General features: G+C 69.1%; 12 protein-coding genes and 1 tRNA gene. 3 read left to right on the forward strand and 10 right to left on the reverse strand.

The genetic code is table 11. From position 1 onward, the window contains the following. Window positions 1-138 precede the first annotated feature (138 nt). Together AQJ46_RS22480 and AQJ46_RS22485 are read left to right on the forward strand one after the other, a co-directional pair. Window positions 139-993: an Fpg/Nei family DNA glycosylase gene (locus AQJ46_RS22480; protein WP_059207281.1), complete on the forward strand. Its 855-nt coding sequence runs from the start codon at window positions 139-141 to the stop codon at window positions 991-993. Window positions 994-1025: 32 nt separating this feature from the next. Next, window positions 1026-1790, forward strand: a complete 765-nt coding sequence (locus AQJ46_RS22485) for an SDR family NAD(P)-dependent oxidoreductase (RefSeq protein WP_059207282.1) — start codon at window positions 1026-1028, stop codon at window positions 1788-1790. 444 nt (window positions 1791-2234) lie between these two features. Here the strand turns inward: AQJ46_RS22485 and AQJ46_RS22490 are convergent, their stop codons facing one another. The 8 genes from AQJ46_RS22490 to AQJ46_RS22525 form a co-directional block, all read right to left on the reverse strand. Continuing rightward, window positions 2235-2615, reverse strand: coding sequence for a helix-turn-helix domain-containing protein (locus AQJ46_RS22490; protein WP_057613316.1), 381 nt, complete (start codon window positions 2613-2615; stop codon window positions 2235-2237). Between the two features lie 109 nt (window positions 2616-2724). Beyond that, entirely contained in the window at window positions 2725-3270 is a 546-nt protein-coding gene (locus tag AQJ46_RS22495; RefSeq protein WP_059207283.1) for a CinA family protein, read from the reverse strand. Beyond that, window positions 3267-4106: a CDP-diacylglycerol--glycerol-3-phosphate 3-phosphatidyltransferase gene (pgsA, locus tag AQJ46_RS22500; RefSeq protein ID WP_059207284.1), complete on the reverse strand. Its 840-nt coding sequence runs from the start codon at window positions 4104-4106 to the stop codon at window positions 3267-3269. The genes AQJ46_RS22495 and pgsA overlap by 4 nt, the downstream gene beginning before the upstream one ends. Next, on the reverse strand, window positions 4103-5599 hold the full coding sequence (gene rimO / locus AQJ46_RS22505) for a 30S ribosomal protein S12 methylthiotransferase RimO (protein WP_059207285.1): 1497 nt from the start codon (window positions 5597-5599) through the stop codon (window positions 4103-4105). Before rimO ends, pgsA begins: the two co-directional genes overlap by 4 nt. Window positions 5600-5689: 90 nt before the next feature. After that, window positions 5690-6532 carry a helix-turn-helix domain-containing protein gene (locus AQJ46_RS22510; RefSeq protein WP_059207286.1) on the reverse strand — a complete coding sequence of 281 codons (843 nt, stop codon included), beginning with the start codon at window positions 6530-6532 and terminating at the stop codon, window positions 5690-5692. Window positions 6533-6778: 246 nt separating this feature from the next. Further along, entirely contained in the window at window positions 6779-9502 is a 2724-nt protein-coding gene (locus tag AQJ46_RS22515) for a DNA translocase FtsK (protein ID WP_225887378.1), read from the reverse strand. Window positions 9503-9620: 118 nt separating this feature from the next. Next, window positions 9621-10304 carry a response regulator gene (locus AQJ46_RS22520; RefSeq protein WP_057613322.1) on the reverse strand — a complete coding sequence of 228 codons (684 nt, stop codon included), beginning with the start codon at window positions 10302-10304 and terminating at the stop codon, window positions 9621-9623. A gap of 244 nt (window positions 10305-10548) precedes the next feature. Continuing rightward, on the reverse strand, window positions 10549-16020 hold the full coding sequence (locus AQJ46_RS22525; RefSeq protein ID WP_107117312.1) for a HAMP domain-containing protein: 5472 nt from the start codon (window positions 16018-16020) through the stop codon (window positions 10549-10551). Between the two features lie 394 nt (window positions 16021-16414). Between AQJ46_RS22525 and AQJ46_RS22530 the strand changes: the two genes are divergently transcribed. Next, window positions 16415-19168, forward strand: a complete 2754-nt coding sequence (locus AQJ46_RS22530; protein ID WP_059207289.1) for a SpoIIE family protein phosphatase — start codon at window positions 16415-16417, stop codon at window positions 19166-19168. 46 nt (window positions 19169-19214) lie between these two features. On the opposite strand, the gene AQJ46_RS22535 is transcribed toward AQJ46_RS22530, so the two are convergent. Together AQJ46_RS22535 and AQJ46_RS22540 are read right to left on the reverse strand one after the other, a co-directional pair. Next, a tRNA-Thr gene (locus AQJ46_RS22535) sits at window positions 19215-19290 on the reverse strand. 73 nt (window positions 19291-19363) lie between these two features. Further along, window positions 19364-20026 (reverse strand): DegT/DnrJ/EryC1/StrS family aminotransferase, encoded by a 663-nt coding sequence (locus AQJ46_RS22540; RefSeq protein ID WP_059207290.1) that lies wholly within the window; start codon window positions 20024-20026, stop codon window positions 19364-19366. Window positions 20027-20140 lie beyond the last annotated feature (114 nt).

Here is a 20140-nt window from a genome sequence, read left to right on the forward strand (position 1 = left end):
CCCGGCCGCCAAGCCCAGGCCACCCACCCCAACCCCCGCGGCCACCGACAGCGAGCACGCCCCCCCCCACAGGAGCCGCGCACCCTCCCCATGCCCGCTCCCCCCTCTCCGGCCCCTCCCCCATGCCACCCTTGACCCATGCCCGAAGGAGACACGGTCTGGCAGTCCGCGAGACGCCTGCACAGCGCCCTCGCGGACAAGGTGCTGACCCGCAGCGACCTGAGGGTGCCGAAATACGCCACAGCCGACCTCACAGGCCGCCGTGTCCTCGACGTCACCCCACGCGGCAAGCACCTCCTCACCCGCATCGAGGGCGGCCTGACCCTCCACTCCCACCTCCGCATGGACGGCTCCTGGAAGGTGTACGCAGAAAACCAGCTCTGGACCGGCGGCCCCACCCACCAGATCCGCGCGATCCTGGCCAACGCCGACCGCACAGCCGTCGGCTACCGCCTCCCCGTCCTGGAACTCCTGCGCACCACCGACGAGCACAAAGCCGTCGGCCACCTCGGCCCCGACCTCCTGGGCCCGGACTGGAACCCCGAGACGGCCCTGGCGAACCTTCTCCAGGACCCTGCCCGCCCCCTCGGCGAGGCCCTCCTCGACCAGCGCAATCTCGCCGGCATCGGCAACGTCTACAAGAGCGAACTCTGCTTCCTGCTCGGCGCCACCCCCTGGCTCCCCGTCGGCGCCCTCCCCGCGGACCGCGCCGCTCAGCTACCCGCGCTCGCCAAGAAGCTCCTGGAGGTCAACCGCGACCGCCCGGTCCGCAGCACGACCGGCCGCCGCGGCCAGGACCTGTTCGTCTACGGCCGCGCGCCCCGCCCCTGCCTCCGCTGCCACGCCTCCATCCGCGTCGCCGACCAGGGCGACGGCTCCCGCGAACGTCCCACATACTGGTGCCCGACCTGCCAAACCGGCCCCGCCCCGAGCCCCCACCGCAGGGCACCGAGCGCAACACATCCCAGAACCTCACGCCGTACGACCAATTGACGCTCCGTCAGAAACGCTCGTACCGTCGCTCCATGGCCGTCAGCGCGTACGACCTCACCGGACGCACCGCATTCGTCACCGGCGCCGCGAGTGGCATCGGCCGTGCGACCGCCGTCCTGCTCGCCGAGGCAGGTGCCACCGTGCACTGCGCCGACCTCGACGCATCGGGGCTGCACGAGACGGCGACCCTGATCAAGGACGCGGGTGGCACCACCCACACCCATCCCCTCGACGTCACCGACCGCGAACAGCTCCACCAGGCCATCACCTCCTGCGAGCGCCTCGACGTGCTGGCCGCCGTCGCCGGAATCATGCACAGCAGCCCGGTCCTGGAGACGAAGGACGAAGACCTCGACCGCGTCCTGAACATCAACTTCAAGGGCGTGCTCCACGCCTGCCAGGAGGCGGCCCGCCTGATGCTCGACCGGGAGACGGGAGGCAGCATCGTCACGATGGCCTCCGGTGCCGTGGACACGGGCGGGCCCGGGCTGCTCTGCTACGGCGCGGCCAAAGCAGCCGTGGTACAGCTCACGAAGACCCTGGCCACCGAGGTCGGCCGGTACGGCATCCGGGTCAACGCGGTCGCGCCCGGCTGGATCCGCACGCCCATGACCGACCGCCACGACGAGGAGGCACAGGCGCACACGGAGGCACTCATGTCCCGCATGTCACCGCTCAGACGCGTCGGTGAACCGGAGGACATCGCCCACGCCGTGCTCTACCTGGCCTCCGACGCCTCGTCCTTCATGACGGGCCAGATCATCCGCCCGAACGGCGGGGTGGCGATGCCGTGGTAGCCGCACCCGCAGGCCTCCCCGCCCGCCACGCCTGACGCCATCGCCCGGCACCCACGGCTCCCGCTGCCCGCCCCTTCGGCACACAGTGCACCGGCAGCAGGCTCAGCCCCCACCCGCCCGCCGCGATCGCCCCTTCGAGCCCCCCGGCGTCCGGCGTCAGCACCAGCCGCGCCACGGCCCACCACCACAGCGCCCCGAGCCCGAGAGTCACCCCCCGGCATACCGTCGGCCCCGCCATGCAGCCACCTCCAGCCCGGACGCTAGACCGCCGCCGCACCCACGGAAAGGGCGCACCAAGGGCACACGGACGCACCGAAGCGGCCGTCGCTCCAAGATGCACGAAAACCCCGACCGGCGCCTCTCCAGTCCCGCTGGAGAGGCCCGTCCGGGGCCTCGCAGACTTGCTCTCGGCGTGCCGTCAGCTCACGGCACACCAAGTGAGGGTCACGCCGCTACGACGTCCACCGCTTCGCTGGGCGCCTTGATGGTCACCCGTTCCGGTGGCACACCCTTGACCGAGACGGAACCCAGCATCGGGCGCACCCCTGCCGGTACCGGCGCGCTCGGCGTGGCCGCAGCGGACTGGGCCAGCTCGGCGAGGGCGAGCTCGTCGCTCACTTCCCGCATGAGTTCGGACATCCGTACGTCCAGCGCGTCGCAGATCGCGGACAGCAGCTCGGAGGAAGCCTCCTTCTGCCCCCGCTCCACCTCGGAGAGATAGCCGAGTGAGACTCGGGCGGACGAGGAGACTTCGCGCAGAGTACGGCCCTGGCGTTGGCGCTGCCGACGCAGCACGTCACCCAATAGGCGACGGAGCAGAATCATCGGTGGCTCCCTCCTCGGACCGCGTAGCCGCATCCTTCACGCCCCACCGTACCGCCTTGCGCCGCGGCCGTGCGGGGAGCGATGTCGTGTTCACTCAGGGCTGCAAACATCAAAACCCCCCGTTCCGTTCCGTATCCTGTGCCCGCTCATTCCCGGTCTGTTCGCCCGCAAGCTCCTCCAGGAGCAGTGCGAGTACGCTCCGTACACTCTCCATACGAATTTCCGCGCGGTCGCCGTTCAACCGCAGCGCGGTCACTTTCCCGCCACCCGCTGCGTCGGAAGCGTCTGCGGAGGGCCCGTCGACAGCCACGAAAACCGTTCCGACGGGCTTGCCGTCCTGCGGTTCCGGGCCCGCGACTCCGGTGGTCGCGATGCCCCAGTCGGCGCCGAGTGCCTTGCGCACTCCGGCCGCCATCTGGGCCGCCACCTGCGGATCCACCGCACCTCGCTGGGACAGCAGGGTGGCGTCGACACCCAACAGCTCATGCTTCAGTTCGGTGGCGTAGGCGGTCACCGACCCCTTGAACGCCTGGGACGCCCCGGGAGCCGCTGTGATTTCCGCCGCAACCAGTCCGCCCGTGAGCGACTCGGCGACCGCGAGCGTCTGGCCCTTCACGGTGAGTAGTCGCACCACTTGGGCGGCTGGGGAATTCACGCTTCCGTCTCCTCCAACGCCGCCTTGCGCTCGGCGATTCCCTGCCTGCGCAGCACAATGGCCTGTCTCACATAGTCGAGCCCGGTCACCACGGTCAGCACGACCGCCACGGCCATCACCCAGAACCGCGCGGTGGCCAGCCACCCCGTCAGCGCCAGGATGTACATCCCTACGGCGATGCCCTGGCTGAGGGTCTTGAGTTTGCCGCCACGGCTCGCCGGGATCACGCCGTACCGGATGACGAGGAAACGCAGCAGGGTGATCCCGAGTTCCCTGCCGAGGATGACGATCGTGACCCACCACGGCAGGTCGCCGAGCCCGGAGAGACAGATCAGCGCCGCCCCCATGATCGCCTTGTCGGCGATGGGGTCGGCGATCTTCCCGAAGTCCGTGACGAGGTTGTAGGCGCGCGCCAGATGTCCGTCGAACAGGTCGGTGATCATGGCGACCGCGAAAGCCGCCCAGGCGAACGAGCGCCACGCCGGGTCGTACCCGCCGTCGGCCAGCATCAGGGCGACGAAGCCCGGCACGAGGACCAGCCGGAGCATGGTCAGCAGATTGGCGACGTTCCACACGCTGGCCTGGTTGACCGCCGCGGCCGCGATCTTCCCGCCGCGCGCGGTCTTGGAACCGGAGTCGACGCCGGCCCCGGAAGCCGCGCCGGCAACGACACCCGCCGCAGGGACAGCACTAGCACGTACCTCGGCAGCCGTACCGGAGACCGCGTCCGACGGAGCGCTGGGGGCCACACCGGAGGCGGCACCCGAGACGCCACCCGCCGGTCCGCCCTTCGCGGCGGAGGGGCCACCCGCAGCGGACGCCGGAACTCCGGTCATCTGCCCGCCTCCTCACTACACGCGAGCGAGCCGTCGAGCGGCTCGGCCACCAGGTCGACACCTTCCGTACCGACCACCTTCGCCTCGACCATACGACCGACGCTCAGACCTTCGCCGCTCGTGAGCAGCACTTGGCCGTCGGTCTCCGGCGCCTGGTGGGCGCCTCGGCCGTACACACCCTCGTCGTCGACGGACTCGACCAGTACGTGCACGGTCTCGCCGACGCGCTCCTCGGCGCGCTGCGAGACGAGTTCCTCGGCGAGCCGGGAGACACGTGCCAGCCGCTCGGCGACGACGTCCTCGTCCAGCTTGTTCTCGTACGTCGCCGCTTCGGTGCCCTCCTCGTCGGAGTACCCGAAGACGCCGATGGCGTCCAGTCGCGCGCCGTTCAGGAACCGCTCCAGCTCGGCCAGGTCGGCCTCGGTCTCACCGGGGAAGCCCACGATGAAGTTGGAGCGCACTCCGGCCTCGGGGGCCTTGCCGCGGATGGTGTCGAGCAGCTCCAGGAAGCGGTCGGTGTCGCCGAAGCGGCGCATCGCGCGCAGCACGTCGGGGGCGGAGTGCTGGAAGGACAGGTCGAAGTACGGCACCACCTTGGGCGTGGACGTCAGCACGTCGATCAGGCCCGGCCGCATCTCGGCGGGCTGCAGGTAGCTGACCCGCACGCGTTCCAGGCCGTCGACCTCGGCGAGCTCGGGCAGGAGGGACTCGAGGAGTCGGATGTCGCCGAGGTCCTTGCCGTACGACGTGTTGTTCTCGGAGACCAGCATGATCTCCTTGACTCCCTGCTCGGCCAGCCAGCGCGTCTCGTTGAGGACGTCCGAGGGGCGACGCGAGATGAAGGAGCCGCGGAAGGACGGGATGGCGCAGAAGGAGCAGCGCCGGTCACAGCCGGAGGCGAGCTTCACCGAGGCGACCGGGGCGCCGTCCAGACGGCGGCGCAGGGGCGCACGGGGGCCGGAAGCCGGCGCGAGCCCTTCCGGGAGGTCGGCGGGAGCCGCCTCGGGGGCTTCGGCGGCCGGCCCGTGCCCGGGCAGCGCGACGGAGGCCGCCGACTCCTGCCGCTGGGCCGGGCTGATCGGCAGCAGCTTGCGCCGGTCGCGCGGGGTATGCGCGGCGTGGATGCCGCCGCTGAGGATGGTCTGCAGCCGGTCGGAGATGTCGGCGTAGTCGTCGAAGCCCAGCACCCCGTCCGCCTCCGGCAGCGCCTCGGCGAGGTCCTTGCCGTACCGCTCGGCCATGCAGCCCACCGCCACGACGGCCTGGGTTCTGCCGTGCCCCTTGAGATCGTTGGCCTCGAGGAGGGCGTCGACGGAGTCCTTCTTGGCGGCTTCGACGAAGCCACAGGTGTTGACGACGGCGACGTCCGCGTCGGCGGCGTCCTTCACGAGATCCCAGCCGTCCGCCTCCAAACGGCCTGCGAGCTCCTCCGAGTCCACCTCGTTGCGGGCGCAGCCAAGAGTGACGAGTGCGACGGTACGGCGTTCAGGCATGGGCTCAAGACTACTTCGTCCCACTGACACCCCACGTCGACGGGGTTGGCCGATCTTGGCCAACCCCGTGACGGCAGTGCGAACGGATCCCTATCCGACCTGCGGGTCGCCCTTCGTGTACGTCAGGCGCTCCACAGCCCCGGGCTGCCAGTCGTCGTCGATCTTCTTGCCGTTCACGTACAGCTGGATCGCCCCGGCGTCACCGAGGACGAGGTTGATCTTGTCGCTGTCCTGGAAGGTCTTGCTGTCGCCCTGCGTGAGCAGTCCGTCGAAAAGGGTCCGGCCGTTGTGGTCCTTGGCGAGGATCCAGCTCTTCCCGTCGGCGGCACTGACCTGAACGGTCACCTTGTCCTGGGGTGCCGCCGCGATGGCGCTGTCGGTCGGCGTGGGCGTCGGCTTCGGGTCCTTGGTGGTCTTGTCGGACTTGGGCGTCGGAGACTTGCTGGTGGCGGGCGTGGTGCCGTCGGCGACCTGGGTCGTCCCGCCGTCGTCGCCGCCCTTGAAGGCGGTGAACCCGACGAAGCCGACCACGGCGACGATCGCGGCGACCATGGCCGCGGTCCAGTTGGGCCCGCGGCGCTCGGGACGGATGCGTTCCGCCTCGAACAGCGGGGCGGCCGGGGTCGGGGCCGGACGCCCGCCGCCATGATCGGCGGCGAACTGGTCCAGCAGGGGGGCCGGATCCAGGTGGACGGCCTTGGCCAGGGTCCGGATGTGGCCCCGGGCGTACACATCGCCCCCGCAGGGGGCGAAATCGTCCGCCTCGATGGCATGCACGATGGCGATGCGGACCCTGGTGGCGTTGCTGACGTCGTCGACGGTCAACCCAGCCGCGATCCGCGCCTGTTTCAGGGCGTGGCCGACGGAGAGGCGGTCTTCCTGTCGGTCGTCTTCGAACGGACGCTCGTCTTCAGGGGAGTTGCCGATGGACACGGGGGCGCCTTTCGAGCGTTTAAGCCACCTGTGCTGGAGGTTCAGTCTAGGGGGGGTGCGAAAGGGTGGGGCAACCGGGCGGTGGGACTTTGTACGCCATCGGAATGGCCGGGCACGCCGATGGTGGAGCAGCAGCTTTTCGCTTCCCTCAACTTGACGTATGCCGCAGGGAAACGGTTGCTCAATGATCCCTTACGGGTGAGTCACGATCGAACATCGGTGGCCGCACCCGCTCCGGGACTTCCTTTAAGCCTCCCCGCGGATCACCGCGAGCACTCCGTCCAGCTCGTCAGCCTTCACAAGAACGTCACGAGCCTTGGATCCCTCGCTCGGCCCGACGATGCCCCGGGACTCCATGAGGTCCATCAGACGTCCCGCTTTCGCGAACCCGACCCGCAGCTTGCGCTGGAGCATGGAGGTCGACCCGAACTGGGTGGAGACGACCAGTTCGGCCGCCTGGCACAGCAGGTCGAGGTCGTCGCCGATCTCCTCGTCGATCTCCTTCTTCTGCTTGGTGCCCACGACGACGTCGTCCCGGAAGACCGGCGCCATCTGGTCCTTGCAGTGCTGGACGATCGCCGCGACCTCGTCCTCGGTCACGAAGGCGCCCTGCATACGGGTGGGCTTGTTGGCCCCCATCGGCAGGAAGAGCCCGTCGCCCTTGCCGATCAGCTTCTCGGCGCCTGGCTGGTCGAGGATGACCCGCGAGTCGGCGAGCGAGGAGGTGGCGAAGGCGAGCCGTGAGGGCACGTTCGCCTTGATCAGACCGGTGACGACGTCCACGGACGGCCGCTGCGTGGCGAGCACCAGGTGGATGCCGGCCGCGCGCGCGAGCTGCGTGATCCGCACGATCGCGTCCTCGACGTCCCGCGGGGCGACCATCATCAGGTCGGCGAGCTCGTCGACGATCACCAGCAGATACGGGTAGGGCTGGAGCTCGCGCTCGCTGCCCTCGGGCAGCTTGACCTTGCCGTTCCTGATGGCTTCGTTGAAGTCGTCGATGTGCCGGAAGCCGTACGCCGCCAGGTCGTCGTAGCGAAGGTCCATCTCCCGTACGACCCACTGGAGCGCCTCGGCGGCCCGCTTCGGGTTGGTGATGATCGGCGTGATCAGGTGCGGGATGCCCTCATAGGCCGTCAGTTCCACGCGCTTGGGGTCGACGAGGACCATGCGCACGTCCTCGGGGGTCGCGCGGACCATGATGGAAGTGATCAAGCAGTTAATGCACGACGACTTACCGGAACCGGTGGCTCCGGCGACCAGCACGTGCGGCATCTTCGCCAGGTTGGCCATCACGTAGCCGCCCTCGACGTCCTTGCCGAGCGCGACCAGCATCGGGTGCTCGTCCTCGGCGGCCGCCGCGAGCCGCAGCACGTCGCCGAGGTTGACCATCTCGCGGTCGGTGTTCGGGATCTCGATGCCGACCGCCGACTTGCCTGGAATCGGGCTGATGATCCGCACATCCGGGCTGGCGACGGCGTACGCGATGTTCTTGGCCAACGCGGTGATCCGCTCGACCTTCACGGCGGGACCGAGCTCGACCTCGTAGCGCGTGACCGTCGGCCCGCGCGTGAAGCCGGTGACGGCGGCGTCGACCTTGAACTCCGTGAACACAGTCGTCAGCGAGGCGACTATGGCGTCGTTGGCCGCGCTGCGCGCCTTGCCGGGGCCGCCGCGCTCCAGGAGGTCGAGCGAGGGCAGCGCGTAGGTGATGTCGCCGGACAGCTGGAGCTGCTCCGCGCGCGGGGGCAGTTCGCCGGGGGCCTCGGGAGCCGGCTTGGTGAGGTCGGCGACCTCGACCTTGAGCTTCTCCTGCTTCGGGCGCGCGTCCGACTTGGGCCGCGCGGCCGGGACGGGGGTGGGTACCGGGGTCGTCTCCACGCGGTCGCCCACGCTGACGCCCTGGGTGAGGTCGGCGACCAGCGCCGAGGGCGGCAGGCCGTGCATGACGACGCCGTCCAGATCCGCGGCGGCGGCCGCGGCGATGTCCACGGCGTCCATCCGCCGGTCCATCGCGGGCTGCGGCACCGCGGAGCGCCTGGGGCGCCCACGACGCTGCGAGAGGGCCTCCTGCTCGGCTCCGTCGGGGTCGTACGACTCGGGCGCGGGACCACGCCTGCGACCACGCGCGGGCAGTGCCTCGCGCCATTGCTCGTCGTAGCGCTCGTCATCCTCGCCGAGCTCGTCCTCCTCCGGATCGGGGAGGATCCCGAGCCGCACACCGAGCTCCCGCAGCCGCCGCGGGATGGCGTTGACCGGGGTGGCCGTGACGACGAGCAGCCCGAAGACCGTCAGCAGGACGAGCAGCGGTACGGCGAGGACCTCGCCCATGGTGTACGTCAGCGGGGTCGCCGCTCCCCAGCCGATGAGGCCGCCGGCGTCCCTTATCGCCTGCATGCCGTCGCTGCGGGCGGGTGCGCCGCAGGCGATGTGGACCTGCCCGAGCACGCCGATGAGGAGCGCCGACAGGCCGATCACGATGCGACCGTTGGCCTCGGGCTTCTCGGGGTGCCGGATGAACCGCACGGCGATGACCGCGAGCAGTATCGGCACGAGCAGGTCAAGCCGGCCGAAGGCGCCGGTCACGATGATCTCGACGAGGTCGCCCACCGGGCCACGCAGGTTCGACCAGGTTCCGGCGGCGACGATCAGGCCGAGGCCGAGCAGCAGGAGCGCCACGCCGTCCTTCCGGTGCGCGGGGTCGAGGTTCTTCGCGCCCTGCCCTATGCCGCGGAACACCGCGCCCACGGCATGGGCCAGGCCGAGCCAGACGGCCCGGACGAGACGGTAGACGCCCCCGGTCGGGCTGGGCGCCGGCTTCGGCGGCGCGGCCTTCTTCGCCACGGCCTTCTTGGCGGGCGCCTTTTTTGCCGGTGCTTTCTTCGCCGCAGCCTTCCTCGCCGGACCCTTCGCGGGAGCGGCAGCCTTCTTGGAGGGCTGCTTCTTGGCTGCGGAGGGACGTGAGGCCATAGGTGCGAGGTTACCGGTGGAGACGACCGCGGACACGTGTGCCCACTGCTTCACCCGTTCGTGTCGCTCCTGGAGAGGTGTCGAACTGACGCGGGCTCAAGGGGTCCGTCGGCGCGCGTCAGTTCTGCGAAGGCACCGACGGCGAACTCCCGGTGCCCGGCTCCAGCGCGTCCAGCGCCCGCCGCAAGCCCGTGAGTTTGCGTTCGAGATGGGCCGCTGTGGCCACCGCGGCCGCGTCCGCGGACTCGTCGTCCAGTTGCTTCGAGAGCGCCTCGGCCTGCTCCTCGACCGCGGCCAGACGCGCGGACAGCTCGGCGAGCAGACCCGCCGGCTCCTTCGCGTCCCCTGCCGCCGCCTTGCCTCCGCCGCCCTCCAACTGGAGCCGCAGCAGCGCCGCCTGCTCCCGCAGCTGACAGTTCTTCATATAGAGCTCGACGAAGACCGATACCTTCGCCCGCAGCACCCACGGGTCGAACGGCTTGGAGATGTAGTCCACCGCCCCAGCCGCATACCCCCGGAAGGTGTGGTGCGGACCATGGTTGATCGCGGTGAGGAAGATGATCGGGATGTCCCGGGTCCGCTCCCGCCGTTTGATGTGCGCCGCGGTCTCGAAACCGTCCATGCCCGGCATCTGGACGTCCAGCAGAATCACCGCGAAGTCGTCCGTGAGCAGTGCCTTGAGTGCTTCCTCCCCGGACGATGCCCGCACCAGTGTCTGATCGAGCGCGGAGAGGATGGCCTCCAGCGCGAGCAGATTCTCCGGCCGGTCATCGACCAGGAGGATCTTGGCCTTCTGCACCATGGCCCGCCCTCCTCGCCCCGGATGTGCACCGGGCGCCGCCGCTGGGGACGACTCCCTTTCGCCGCCCGTCCTTGTGCCGGTCATCGTAGCCGCACCCTGTCTGTCGCCACACCCTGTCACCGTGATGTCACTGTGCACGTAGCAGAAACGTAGCGGGAGACCAGAAGGTTCCCCGAATCCCGTACTTCTACACGGCGTCGGGCACACTGAGTCAGCAACTCCGCGTGAACTTCGCTGATTCCCATCACTCCCCCCGCATCCACTGATCCATCACCGACAGCAGATGATCGGGATCGACCGGCTTGGTCACGTAATCGGAGGCGCCCGACTCGATCGCCTTCTCACGGTCGCCCTTCATCGCCTTGGCGGTCAGGGCGATGATCGGGAGCCCGGCGAACTGCGGCATCCTGCGGATCGCATTGGTCGTCGCGTATCCGTCCATCTCGGGCATCATGATGTCCATCAGGACCACCGCCACGTCCTCGTGTTGCTCCAGCACCTCGATACCCTCACGGCCGTTCTCCGCGTAGAGCACGGACAGCCCGTGCTGCTCGAGGACGCTGGTGAGCGCGAAGACGTTGCGGATGTCGTCGTCGACGATCAGCACCTTCTCCCCGCCGAACCGGATGCCCCGGCGTGGCTGCGGCGCGGCCTGGTGCTCCACCGCCGACCACTGGTCCGGCTGTCCGATCCGCTGTTCGAGGGCGGGTGCGGTCCTGCGACGGCGCCGGAAGAGCGCCGCGGCGCCGTTCTGTGTCTCCTGGTACGACTTCACCTCGGCCGGCGTCTCGACCTCGACCCCGGTCCGCCCGTGCTCCGACGTGGACGCCACCAGATCGCCGGCCTCCAGGGCGGGCATGGACTGCTGGTAGCCCTGCGGCGGCAGTTCGCTGGGGTGCAGCGGCAAATACAGCGTGAACGTCGATCCGCGACCGGGCTCGCTCTGCGCGTAAATCTCTCCGCCGAGCAATTGCGCGATCTCCCGCGAGATCGACAGCCCGAGGCCGGTGCCGCCGTACTTACGGCTGGTCGTACCGTCGGCCTGCTTGAAGGCCTCGAAAATCACCCGCATCTTGCTGGCCGCGATGCCGATCCCGGTGTCGGTCACCGAGAACGCGATCAGGTCGGCGCCCGGATCGCGCAGCGAACCGGCCTCGAGCAGCTGCTCCCGGATCGCCACCGGTACGTCCCGCCCGGCGGGCCGGATGACCAGCTCGACGGCTCCGGAGTCGGTGAACTTCACCGCGTTGGACAGCAGGTTGCGCAACACCTGGAGCAGCCGCTGCTCATCGGTGTGCAGGGTGGCGGGCAGCTCGGGCGAGACCCGTACGGACAGGTCCAGGCCCTTCTCCGCGGTCAGCGGCCGGAAGGTGGCTTCCACGTAGTCCACGAGCTGTACGAGCGCGATGCGCGTCGGGGAGACGTCCATCTTGCCCGCCTCGACCTTCGACAGGTCGAGGATGTCGTTGATGAGCTGGAGCAGGTCGGAACCGGCGCCGTGAATGGTCTCGGCGAACTCGACCTGCTTCGGGGTGAGGTTGGAGTCCGCGTTGTCGGCGAGCAGCTTGGCGAGGATCAGCAGCGAGTTGAGCGGTGTCCGCAGCTCGTGCGACATGTTGGCCAGGAACTCGCTCTTGTACCGCATGGACACGGCGAGCTGCTCGGCGCGCTCCTCCAGGACCTGCCGTGCCTCCTCGATCTCGGTGTTCTTCACCTCGATGTCGCGGTTCTGCTGGGCCAGCAGCTCGGCCTTCTCCTCCAGTTCGGCGTTGGACGCCTGAAGGGCCTTCTGCCGGTTCTCCAACTCGGCCGACCGCTCCCTGAGTTGCTCGGTCAGCTCCTGCGACTGCTTCAGCAGTACCTCCGTCTTGGTGTTGACGGAGATCGTGTTGACGCTGGTCGCGATCATCTCGGCGATCTGGTTGAGGAAGTCCTTCTGGATCTGCGTAAAGGGTGTGAACGAGGCCAGCTCGATGACACCGAGCACCTTGCCCTCGAACAGCACCGGGAGGACGATCACTTGCGCGGGCGGCGCCTCTCCGAGACCGGAGGAGATCTTCAGGTAGCCGCTGGGCGCGTTCTCCACGAGGATCGTGCGCTTCTCCTCGGCAGCGGTCCCGATGAGCGCCTCACCCGGCCGGAACGACGTCGGCATCGAGCCCATCGAGTATCCGTACGAACCGAGCATCCGCAGCTCGTACTGGTCCTCGGCCTCGGCGCTCATGTCCTTGCCGTCCAGGAGCGGCATCGCGACGAAGAACGCGCCGTGCTGCGCGGTCACCACCGGCGTCAGCTCGCTCATGATCAGCGAGGCCACGTCCTCCAGGTCCCGGCGGCCCTGCATGAGAGCCGAGATACGGGCCAGGTTGCCCTTGAGCCAGTCCTGCTCCTTGTTGGCGATCGTGGTGTCGCGCAGGTTGGCGATCATCTTGTTGATGTAGTCCTGAAGCTCCTGGATCTCGCCGGACGCGTCCACGTCGATCTTCAGGTTCAGGTCGCCTCGGGTCACCGCGGTCGCCACGCGCGCGATGGCTCGCACCTGCCGAGTAAGGTTTCCTGCCATTTCGTTCACGGACTCGGTCAGGTCGCGCCAGGTGCCGTCGACGTCACGCACGCGTGCCTGGCCGCCGAGCTGCCCCTCGGTACCCACCTCGCGGGCGACTCGGGTGACCTCCTCGGCGAAGGACGACAGCTGGTCGACCATGGTGTTGATGGTGGTCTTGAGTTCGAGGATCTCACCGCGGGCGTCGATGTCGATCTTCTTCGTCAGGTCGCCCTTGGCGATGGCCGTGGTCACCATGGCGATGTTCCGCACCTGACCGGTCAGGTTGGACGCCATCTGGTTCACGGACTCGGTGAGGTCCTTCCAGGTACCGGCCACACCCGGCACCCGCGCCTGACCGCCCAGGATGCCGTCCGTGCCCACCTCACGGGCCACCTTGGTGACCTGGTCGGCGAACGAACTCAGCGTCTTCACCATGGTGTTGAAGGTGTCGGCGAGCTGCGCGACCTCGCCGCGCGCCTCGATCGTCACCGTCCGCGTGAGGTCACCGTTGGCGACCGCGTTCGCGACCTGGGAGATGTTGCGCACCTGCATGGTCAGGTTGTTGGCCATCAGGTTGACGTTGTCGGTGAGGTCCTTCCAGATACCCGTGACGCCCGACGCGTGCGCCTGGCCGCCGAGGATGCCCTCGGTACCCACTTCACGAGCCACCCTCGTCACCTGCTCGGCGAAGGACGACAGCTGGTCGACCATCGTGTTGACGGTGGTGACGAGCTCGAGGATCTCGCCCTTCGCGTCGACGGTGATCTTCTTCGAGAGGTCGCCCTTGGCGACCGCGGTGGTGACCTCGGCGATGTTGCGCACCTGGATCGTCAGGTTGTTCGCCATGAAGTTCACGGACTGCGTGAGGTCCTTCCAGGTGCCGGAGACACCCTGCACCTCGGCCTGCCCGCCGAGGATGCCCTCGGTGCCCACCTCGCGAGCCACCCGCGTCACCTGGTCGGCGAAGCTGGAGAGCTGGTCCACCATCGTGTTGAGGGTGTTCTTCAGCTCCAGGATCTCGCCGCGCGCGTCCACGTCGATCTTCTGCGACAGGTCACCCCGGGCCACCGCGGTGGCCACCTGGGCGATGTTGCGCACCTGGGCAGTAAGGTTTCCTGCCATTCCGTTCACGGAGTCGGTGAGGTCACGCCACACACCGGCGACGCCGGGCACCTGCGCCTGGCCGCCCAGGCGTCCTTCGGTGCCCACCTCACGGGCTACGCGGGTCACCTGGTCGGCGAAGGCGGAGAGCTGGTCGACCATCGTGTTGATGGTGTTCTTCAGCTCCAGGATCTCGCCGCGCGCGTCCACGTCGATCTTCTGCGACAGGTCACCCCGGGCCACCGCGGTCGTCACCTGGGCGATCTGCCGCACCTGAGAGGTGAGGTTGCCGCCCATGAAGTTGACGGAGTCGGTGAGCTCCTTCCAGGTACCGGACACCCCCGGCACCACCGCCTGACCGCCCAGCCGTCCCTCGGTGCCCACGTCCCGGGCCATGCGCGTCACCTGGTCGGCGAAGGCCGACAGCTGGTCCACCATCGTGTTCACGGTGTTCTTCAGCTGGAGCATCTCGCCGGAGACGTCCACGGTGACCTTCTGCGACAGGTCACCGTTGGCCACCGCCGTCGTCACCTGCGCGATGTTCCTCACCTGTCCGGTGAGATTCCTGAACGCCGTGTTGACGGAATCGGTGAGGTCCTTCCAGGTACCGGCGGCCCCGGGCACCTGCGCCTGGCCGCCCAGCTCACCCTCGACACCGATCTCGCGCGCCACACGCGTGACCTCGGCACCGAACGCCGACAGCTGGTCCACCATCCCGTTGACGGTGTTCTTCAGCTCCAGCATCTCGCCGGCCACGTCGACGGTGACCTTCTGCGACAGGTCACCGTTGGCCACGGCCGTCGTCACCGCGGCGATGTCCCGCACCTGCGTGGTGAGGTTCCGGAAGACCGTGTTCACCGAATCGGTGAGGTCCTTCCACGTTCCCGCCGCACCCGGCACGTTCGCCTGCCCGCCGAGCTGTCCCTCGGCACCGACCTCGTTGGCCACGCGGGTGACCTCGTCCGCGAAGATCCGCAGCGTCTCGGTCATCTGGTTGATCGTGTCGGCCAGCTGCGCGACCTCACCGCGTGCGGAGACCGTCACCTTCTGCGACAGGTCACCGCTGGCGACCGCCGTGGTCACCTGGGCGATCCCGCGCACCTGGGCCGTCAGATTGCCGGCCATGAGGTTCACCGAATCGGTGAGGTCCTTCCACACCCCGGCCACACCGGGTACCTGTGCCTGACCGCCGAGCTCGCCCTCGACGCCCACCTCGCGTGCGACGCGGGTCACCTCGGAGGAGAAGGAGGAGAGCTGGTCCACCATCGTGTTGACGGTGTTCTTCAGCTCCAGCATCTCGCCGGCCACGTGAACCGTGACCTTCCGGGACAGGTCGCCCTTGGCGACCGCCGTGGTCACCAGCGCGATGTCCCGCACCTGGGCCGTCAGCCGGTACGCCATCGTGTTGACGGACTCGGTCAGGTCCTTCCACGAACCCGACATGCCACGCACGCGTGCCTGTCCGCCGAGCTTGCCCTCGGTGCCGACCTCGCTGGCCACTCGGGTGACCTCGTCGGTGAACGTCGACAACTGATCGACAAGGTTGTTCACCGTCCGCCCGACCTTCAGGAACTCCCCGCGCAGCGGATGCCCCGTCCCGTCCGGCGCCTGTGTCCTGAGCTCCATACGGGGTGACAGATCGCCCTCCGCCACCGCGGACAGCACCCGGCCGACCTCGGAGACGGGCCGTACGAGATCGTCCACGAGCGCGTTGGAGGCATCGATGGCGGACGCCCAGGAGCCCTCACAGGCGCCTGTTTCCAGCCTTTCCGTGAGCTTGCCCTCTCGGCCCACCATGCGCCGCACCCGCGACAGCTCACCTGTCAGATGGAGATTGCGGTCGGCCACCTCGTTGAAGACCGCCGCGATCTCCGACATCATGCCGTCGCCTGAGACCGTGAGCCGCTTGCGGAAGTTCCCGTCCCGCATCGACACCAGTGCCGCCATCAGCCGGTTCAGGGCGGCCGTGTCCACCGCGGTGGTCCCATTGGGCGGTTTGCGCTGGTTGCTCGGGGACTGTCCGCCTTTCGCGCGCGTTTTTGTGCCCCGCGTCGCTGCGCCAGACTCCACTGTGTCCCTCCCGCAGGGGTCGACCGTTACTGCTGTGCTCAGGTGCTGCTGCGGCGCACCGGTGGCTGCCGCGTCCTTCTGCTTACTACAGCGTTATTTCAATCGGGCATACAAAGCCGCACCACGGGCTGCTGCCCGCCGTACACGCACGCCACTCGGCCTGCCCGAACCTTCTTCAGGAGCCTGCCCAGTGTTTCACCCTGGTTGAACCCGGCCATAACAGTTCGGCAGCTTCGCACATCGTCCGCACACCCTCCGGACGGAAACACTGCAGACCGGCATCCGCATGGCCGTCGAAGGTAAGTAACCTTGCATGCGGCTGTCCAGCCGAGCCGGTCCGTCCGGCCTGGACGGTGGCACGAGCACGAGCGGGCATCGGAGGGCGGCCGCACACATGACCACCGGACTGGTCCCCGGGGGACAGACCCCGGACCCCCGGCCGACGGGCGGCCTGCCGCAGCAGCGGCACGAGCCGGTCGGCCAGGCAGCCCTGCACGTCGACAACCGGCCGAGGAGTTCTGTGATCACCGCGCGCGCGGCCGCCAGCTTCGAGCCTGTCGGTCGATCGGTAGCGACCGCCCGCTCCTTCGTTCGCGACACCCTCCAGGGATGGGGCTTCGCCGACATCGTCGACGACGCGGTGGTCCTCACCAGCGAACTCGTCACCAATGCGGTGGTGCACGCGGGCACCGCCGCGGATGTTCTGTGCCTGCGCAGTGACGACGGTGTACGGATCGAGGTGGGCGACCGCTACCCCGAGCGCGAGATCCCCCTCCAGGGTCAGGCCGTCAACATGGGCAACCTCGACCGCGAAGGCGGCCGCGGCCTCCAGCTCTGCGCCGCCCTCGCCGGCCGGTGGGGCGTCGAGTACACGCCCGCCCACAAGCAGGTCTGGTTCCAGCTCGATCTGCCCGAACGCACGGTGGGCACCCGCACGGCAGGCCCGTCCCTGCCCGCGGACCTCCTCCCGCTGGCGGACGGCCGCGTCCGGGTCGCCGTCGTCCAGATCGACCGCGCCTGCGCCATCAGCTCGTGGAACGAGGACGCCGAGGAACTCTTCGGTTATGCCGCCGAACAGGTCATCGGCAAGCCCCTGACCGACCTCGCGGCCTGGCCGCACACCCCCGGCACCGGCACCGGAATCGCCGAGGCCCTCCAGCTCTCGCGCTGGGAGGGCAGTTACGGCATCAGGGCGGCCAACGGTCGCGTCACCTCTGTCTACGCCTCCCACCTGCGCGTCCGCGACACCGGCGGCGAACCCTCCACGGTCTGCCTCCTGGTGCGCGACCACGAACGCGCCGTCCTGCAGACCCCGTTGCGCGTGCCCGCCTCGGACACGAACACCTCCTCCGACGGCCAGAGCACCGACCCGTTCGAGGTGTTCATCGGCTCTCCGGCCCCGGACGACCTCGACGGCCTCCTCCAGCGCACTGTCGAACGAGCGCGCGACATGCTCGACGGCGACTCCGCCTTCCTGCTCCTGGCGACAGACGACGAGACCGAGCTGGAGGTCCGCGCCTCCACCGGTCTGCCCTCCGCCCGCCAGCGCTTCGCGCGCGTGCCCGTCGAGGCAGGGCCCGGCCGCTACGGCTCCGCCCGCATGCCGGCCGTCCACGACGACCTCGCGGCCGTACCCGGCGCCGTACCGCTCCTGAACGGCACCGGCATGCGCTCGGTGGTCACGGTCCCGCTGAAGGTCGAGGGCCGCCTCACCGGCTCCCTCGGTGTGGCCGCCGAAGGTCCCGGCAGATACTCGAACGAAGAAGCCCTTCGCCTCCAATTCGCCGCCGACCGGATCGCGTTGGCGGTCGAGTCGGCCCGCCTGGGCGAACTCGAACGCCTGCGCCGCGGCTCCCTGAGCTTCCTCGTCGAGGCGTCCGACCTCCTCGCCGGAACCCTGGACCGCGACCAGACCCTGGCCCTCATGGCCCAGATGACCGTCCCCACCCTGGCCACCTGGTGCGCCGTCTACACGATCGCCGACCAGGCCTCGGATCCCTATCTGTCGTACGTCCTCCACGAGGATGAGGAACTCATCGACGGCATCAAGTCGTTGCTGTCGAAGATCCAGCCCCCGGACCCGGTCCCCACCCCCGGTGCCCGCGTCTGGTCGGCCCCCGGCGAGGCAGCGCACCAAGCCGCTCTGCGCAGCTCCATGCGCAGCCTCGGACTCAGCGGCGGCCCCACCCACCAGATCGCCTCCGGGATCGGTCCCACGCTCGCCACAGCCTCCGCGGTGGGCGGCGAGACCGTCGTCCTCCCGCTGGTCGCCCGCAATCGCGTCATCGGCATGCTGACCCTCGGCAAGCCCGCGGACGAACACTTCCGCCAGGAAATCCTGGAACTGGCCGAGGACTTGTCCCGCCGGGCCGCCCTCGCCCTGGACAACGCCCGCCTCTACTCCGAGCGCACAGCCATCAGCCAGTCCCTCCAGCGCAGCCTCCTGCCGCCCGAGCTCCCCGAGATCGACGGTGTGGAGGTAGAGGTCATCTACCGCGCGGCCGGCGAGGGCAACGAGGTCGGTGGCGACTTCTACGACGTCTTCCCCATCAGCGACGGCGCCTACGGCTTCGCCATCGGCGACGTCTGCGGTACGGGCCCGAACGCGGCGGCGGTCACGGGCCTCGCCCGGCACGCCCTCAGGCTGCTCGCTCGCGAGGGACTCAGCGGCCCGGCGGTCCTGGAGCGCCTGAACTCCGCGATCCTCGACGAGGGCGCCCGCAGTCGCTTCCTGACCCTCCTCTACGGCGAGCTGTGGCCGCAGGAGGACGGCAGCGCCCGCCTGAAGGTCGTCTGCGCCGGCCACCCCCTCCCGCTCCGTCTGCGCCAGGACGGCACCGTCGAACCGGCCGCCGAGCCCCAGCCGCTCCTTGGCGTCATGGAGGACCTGGAGCTCTACGAGCAGACGGTCACCCTCGACCCGGGCGATGTTCTCCTCTGCGTCACGGACGGCGTCACCGAGCGCCGCGAAGGCACTCGCATGCTGGGGGACGACGGCCTCGCCGACGTCCTCACCACCTGCACGGGCCTGACGGCCGGCGCGGTCGCGGCCCGCATCATGCGCGCGGTCGAGCGCTTCGCCTCCGACGCCCCGTCGGACGACATGGCGATCCTGGCGATGCGCGTCCCGGGCCTGCACACGGACTGAGAAAGGCACGAAAAAGGCCCCGCCCGAATGGGCGGGGCCTTTTGGTTGGAGCCCCCTAACGGAATCGAACCGTTGACCTTCTCCTTACCATGGAGACGCTCTGCCGACTGAGCTAAGGGGGCCTGTCGCTTTCGAGGTTTCCCTCGCGGCAACGGAATAGATCATACCCCGAACAGGTCCGTGCTCCCAACTCGCTCAGAAAGCAGGCTGAAGCAGTCCCCCGAGTGCATTGCACGCGGCCACGACCCGCTGCATGTCCCGCTTGGTCAGCGCAGCGTCCACCGGCAGAGCAAGCGTCTCGTCGGCAGCCCGCTCGGTCTCCGGCAGCGACACACAACGCCGGAACTCGGGCAACCGGTGCACGGGTGTCTTCACCGGCACCCGGCAGTCAACCCCCTTGCCCCGCAGGGCCCGAGCGAACGCGTCCCGGTCCGGCCGCCCGTTACCGGGCACCCTCACCACATACTGCTGATAGGTGTGCCCGTCCCCGCCATCGGGCGTGCGCACCCCGCGCAACTTCCCATCGAGGTAGCAGGCCCGCTCCCGCCGCTGAGCGATCTCGTCGTACGGCGCCTCGGACTCGCCCTCCTGCAGCACCAGAAGCCCGTGCCGCTGCCCGAGCGCGAGCAGTCGCGCCATGTCGGCCGGTCGCCCGAATCGGTGTACGACAACGACGGCCGCCGTCCGCGGAGTTACCGCCGCTTCGACAGCGGAGGCGTCAAGGCAGTAGCTGACCGGATGTATGTCCGCGAACACCGGAAGCGCACCCGCGAGTGTCACCGCCTCGGCGACCTCGACGTTCCCGAAGGCCGGCACGACGACCTCGTCACCGACTCCGACGCCGGCGGCCCTGAGCATTGCAGCAGTACCCATGCCTCGGATGGTGGTTGCGCAACGTGAACTTCAAGTGACGCACAACAAAAAAGGGTTGGACCCCGAACCGAAGTTCAGGATCCAACCCTTTGAGTAATT

The sequence above is a fragment of the Streptomyces canus genome (assembly GCF_001514145.1).
Taxonomy (GTDB): Bacteria; Actinomycetota; Actinomycetes; order Streptomycetales; family Streptomycetaceae; genus Streptomyces; species Streptomyces canus.

Bases quoted from the DNA above. Each gene is read 5' to 3' on its own strand.
- AQJ46_RS22480 (WP_059207281.1), top strand. From the start codon at position 139: ATGCCCGAAGGAGACACGGTCTGGCAGTCCGCGAGACGCCTGCACAGC.
- AQJ46_RS22485 (WP_059207282.1), top strand. From the start codon at position 1,026: ATGGCCGTCAGCGCGTACGACCTCACCGGACGCACCGCATTCGTCACC.
- AQJ46_RS22490 (WP_057613316.1), bottom strand. From the start codon at position 2,615: ATGATTCTGCTCCGTCGCCTATTGGGTGACGTGCTGCGTCGGCAGCGC.
- pgsA (WP_059207284.1), bottom strand. From the start codon at position 4,106: ATGACCGGAGTTCCGGCGTCCGCTGCGGGTGGCCCCTCCGCCGCGAAG.
- rimO (WP_059207285.1), bottom strand. From the start codon at position 5,599: ATGCCTGAACGCCGTACCGTCGCACTCGTCACTCTTGGCTGCGCCCGC.
- AQJ46_RS22515 (WP_225887378.1), bottom strand. From the start codon at position 9,502: ATGGCCTCACGTCCCTCCGCAGCCAAGAAGCAGCCCTCCAAGAAGGCT.
- AQJ46_RS22520 (WP_057613322.1), bottom strand. From the start codon at position 10,304: ATGGTGCAGAAGGCCAAGATCCTCCTGGTCGATGACCGGCCGGAGAAT.
- AQJ46_RS22530 (WP_059207289.1), top strand. From the start codon at position 16,415: ATGACCACCGGACTGGTCCCCGGGGGACAGACCCCGGACCCCCGGCCG.
- AQJ46_RS22540 (WP_059207290.1), bottom strand. From the start codon at position 20,026: ATGCTCAGGGCCGCCGGCGTCGGAGTCGGTGACGAGGTCGTCGTGCCG.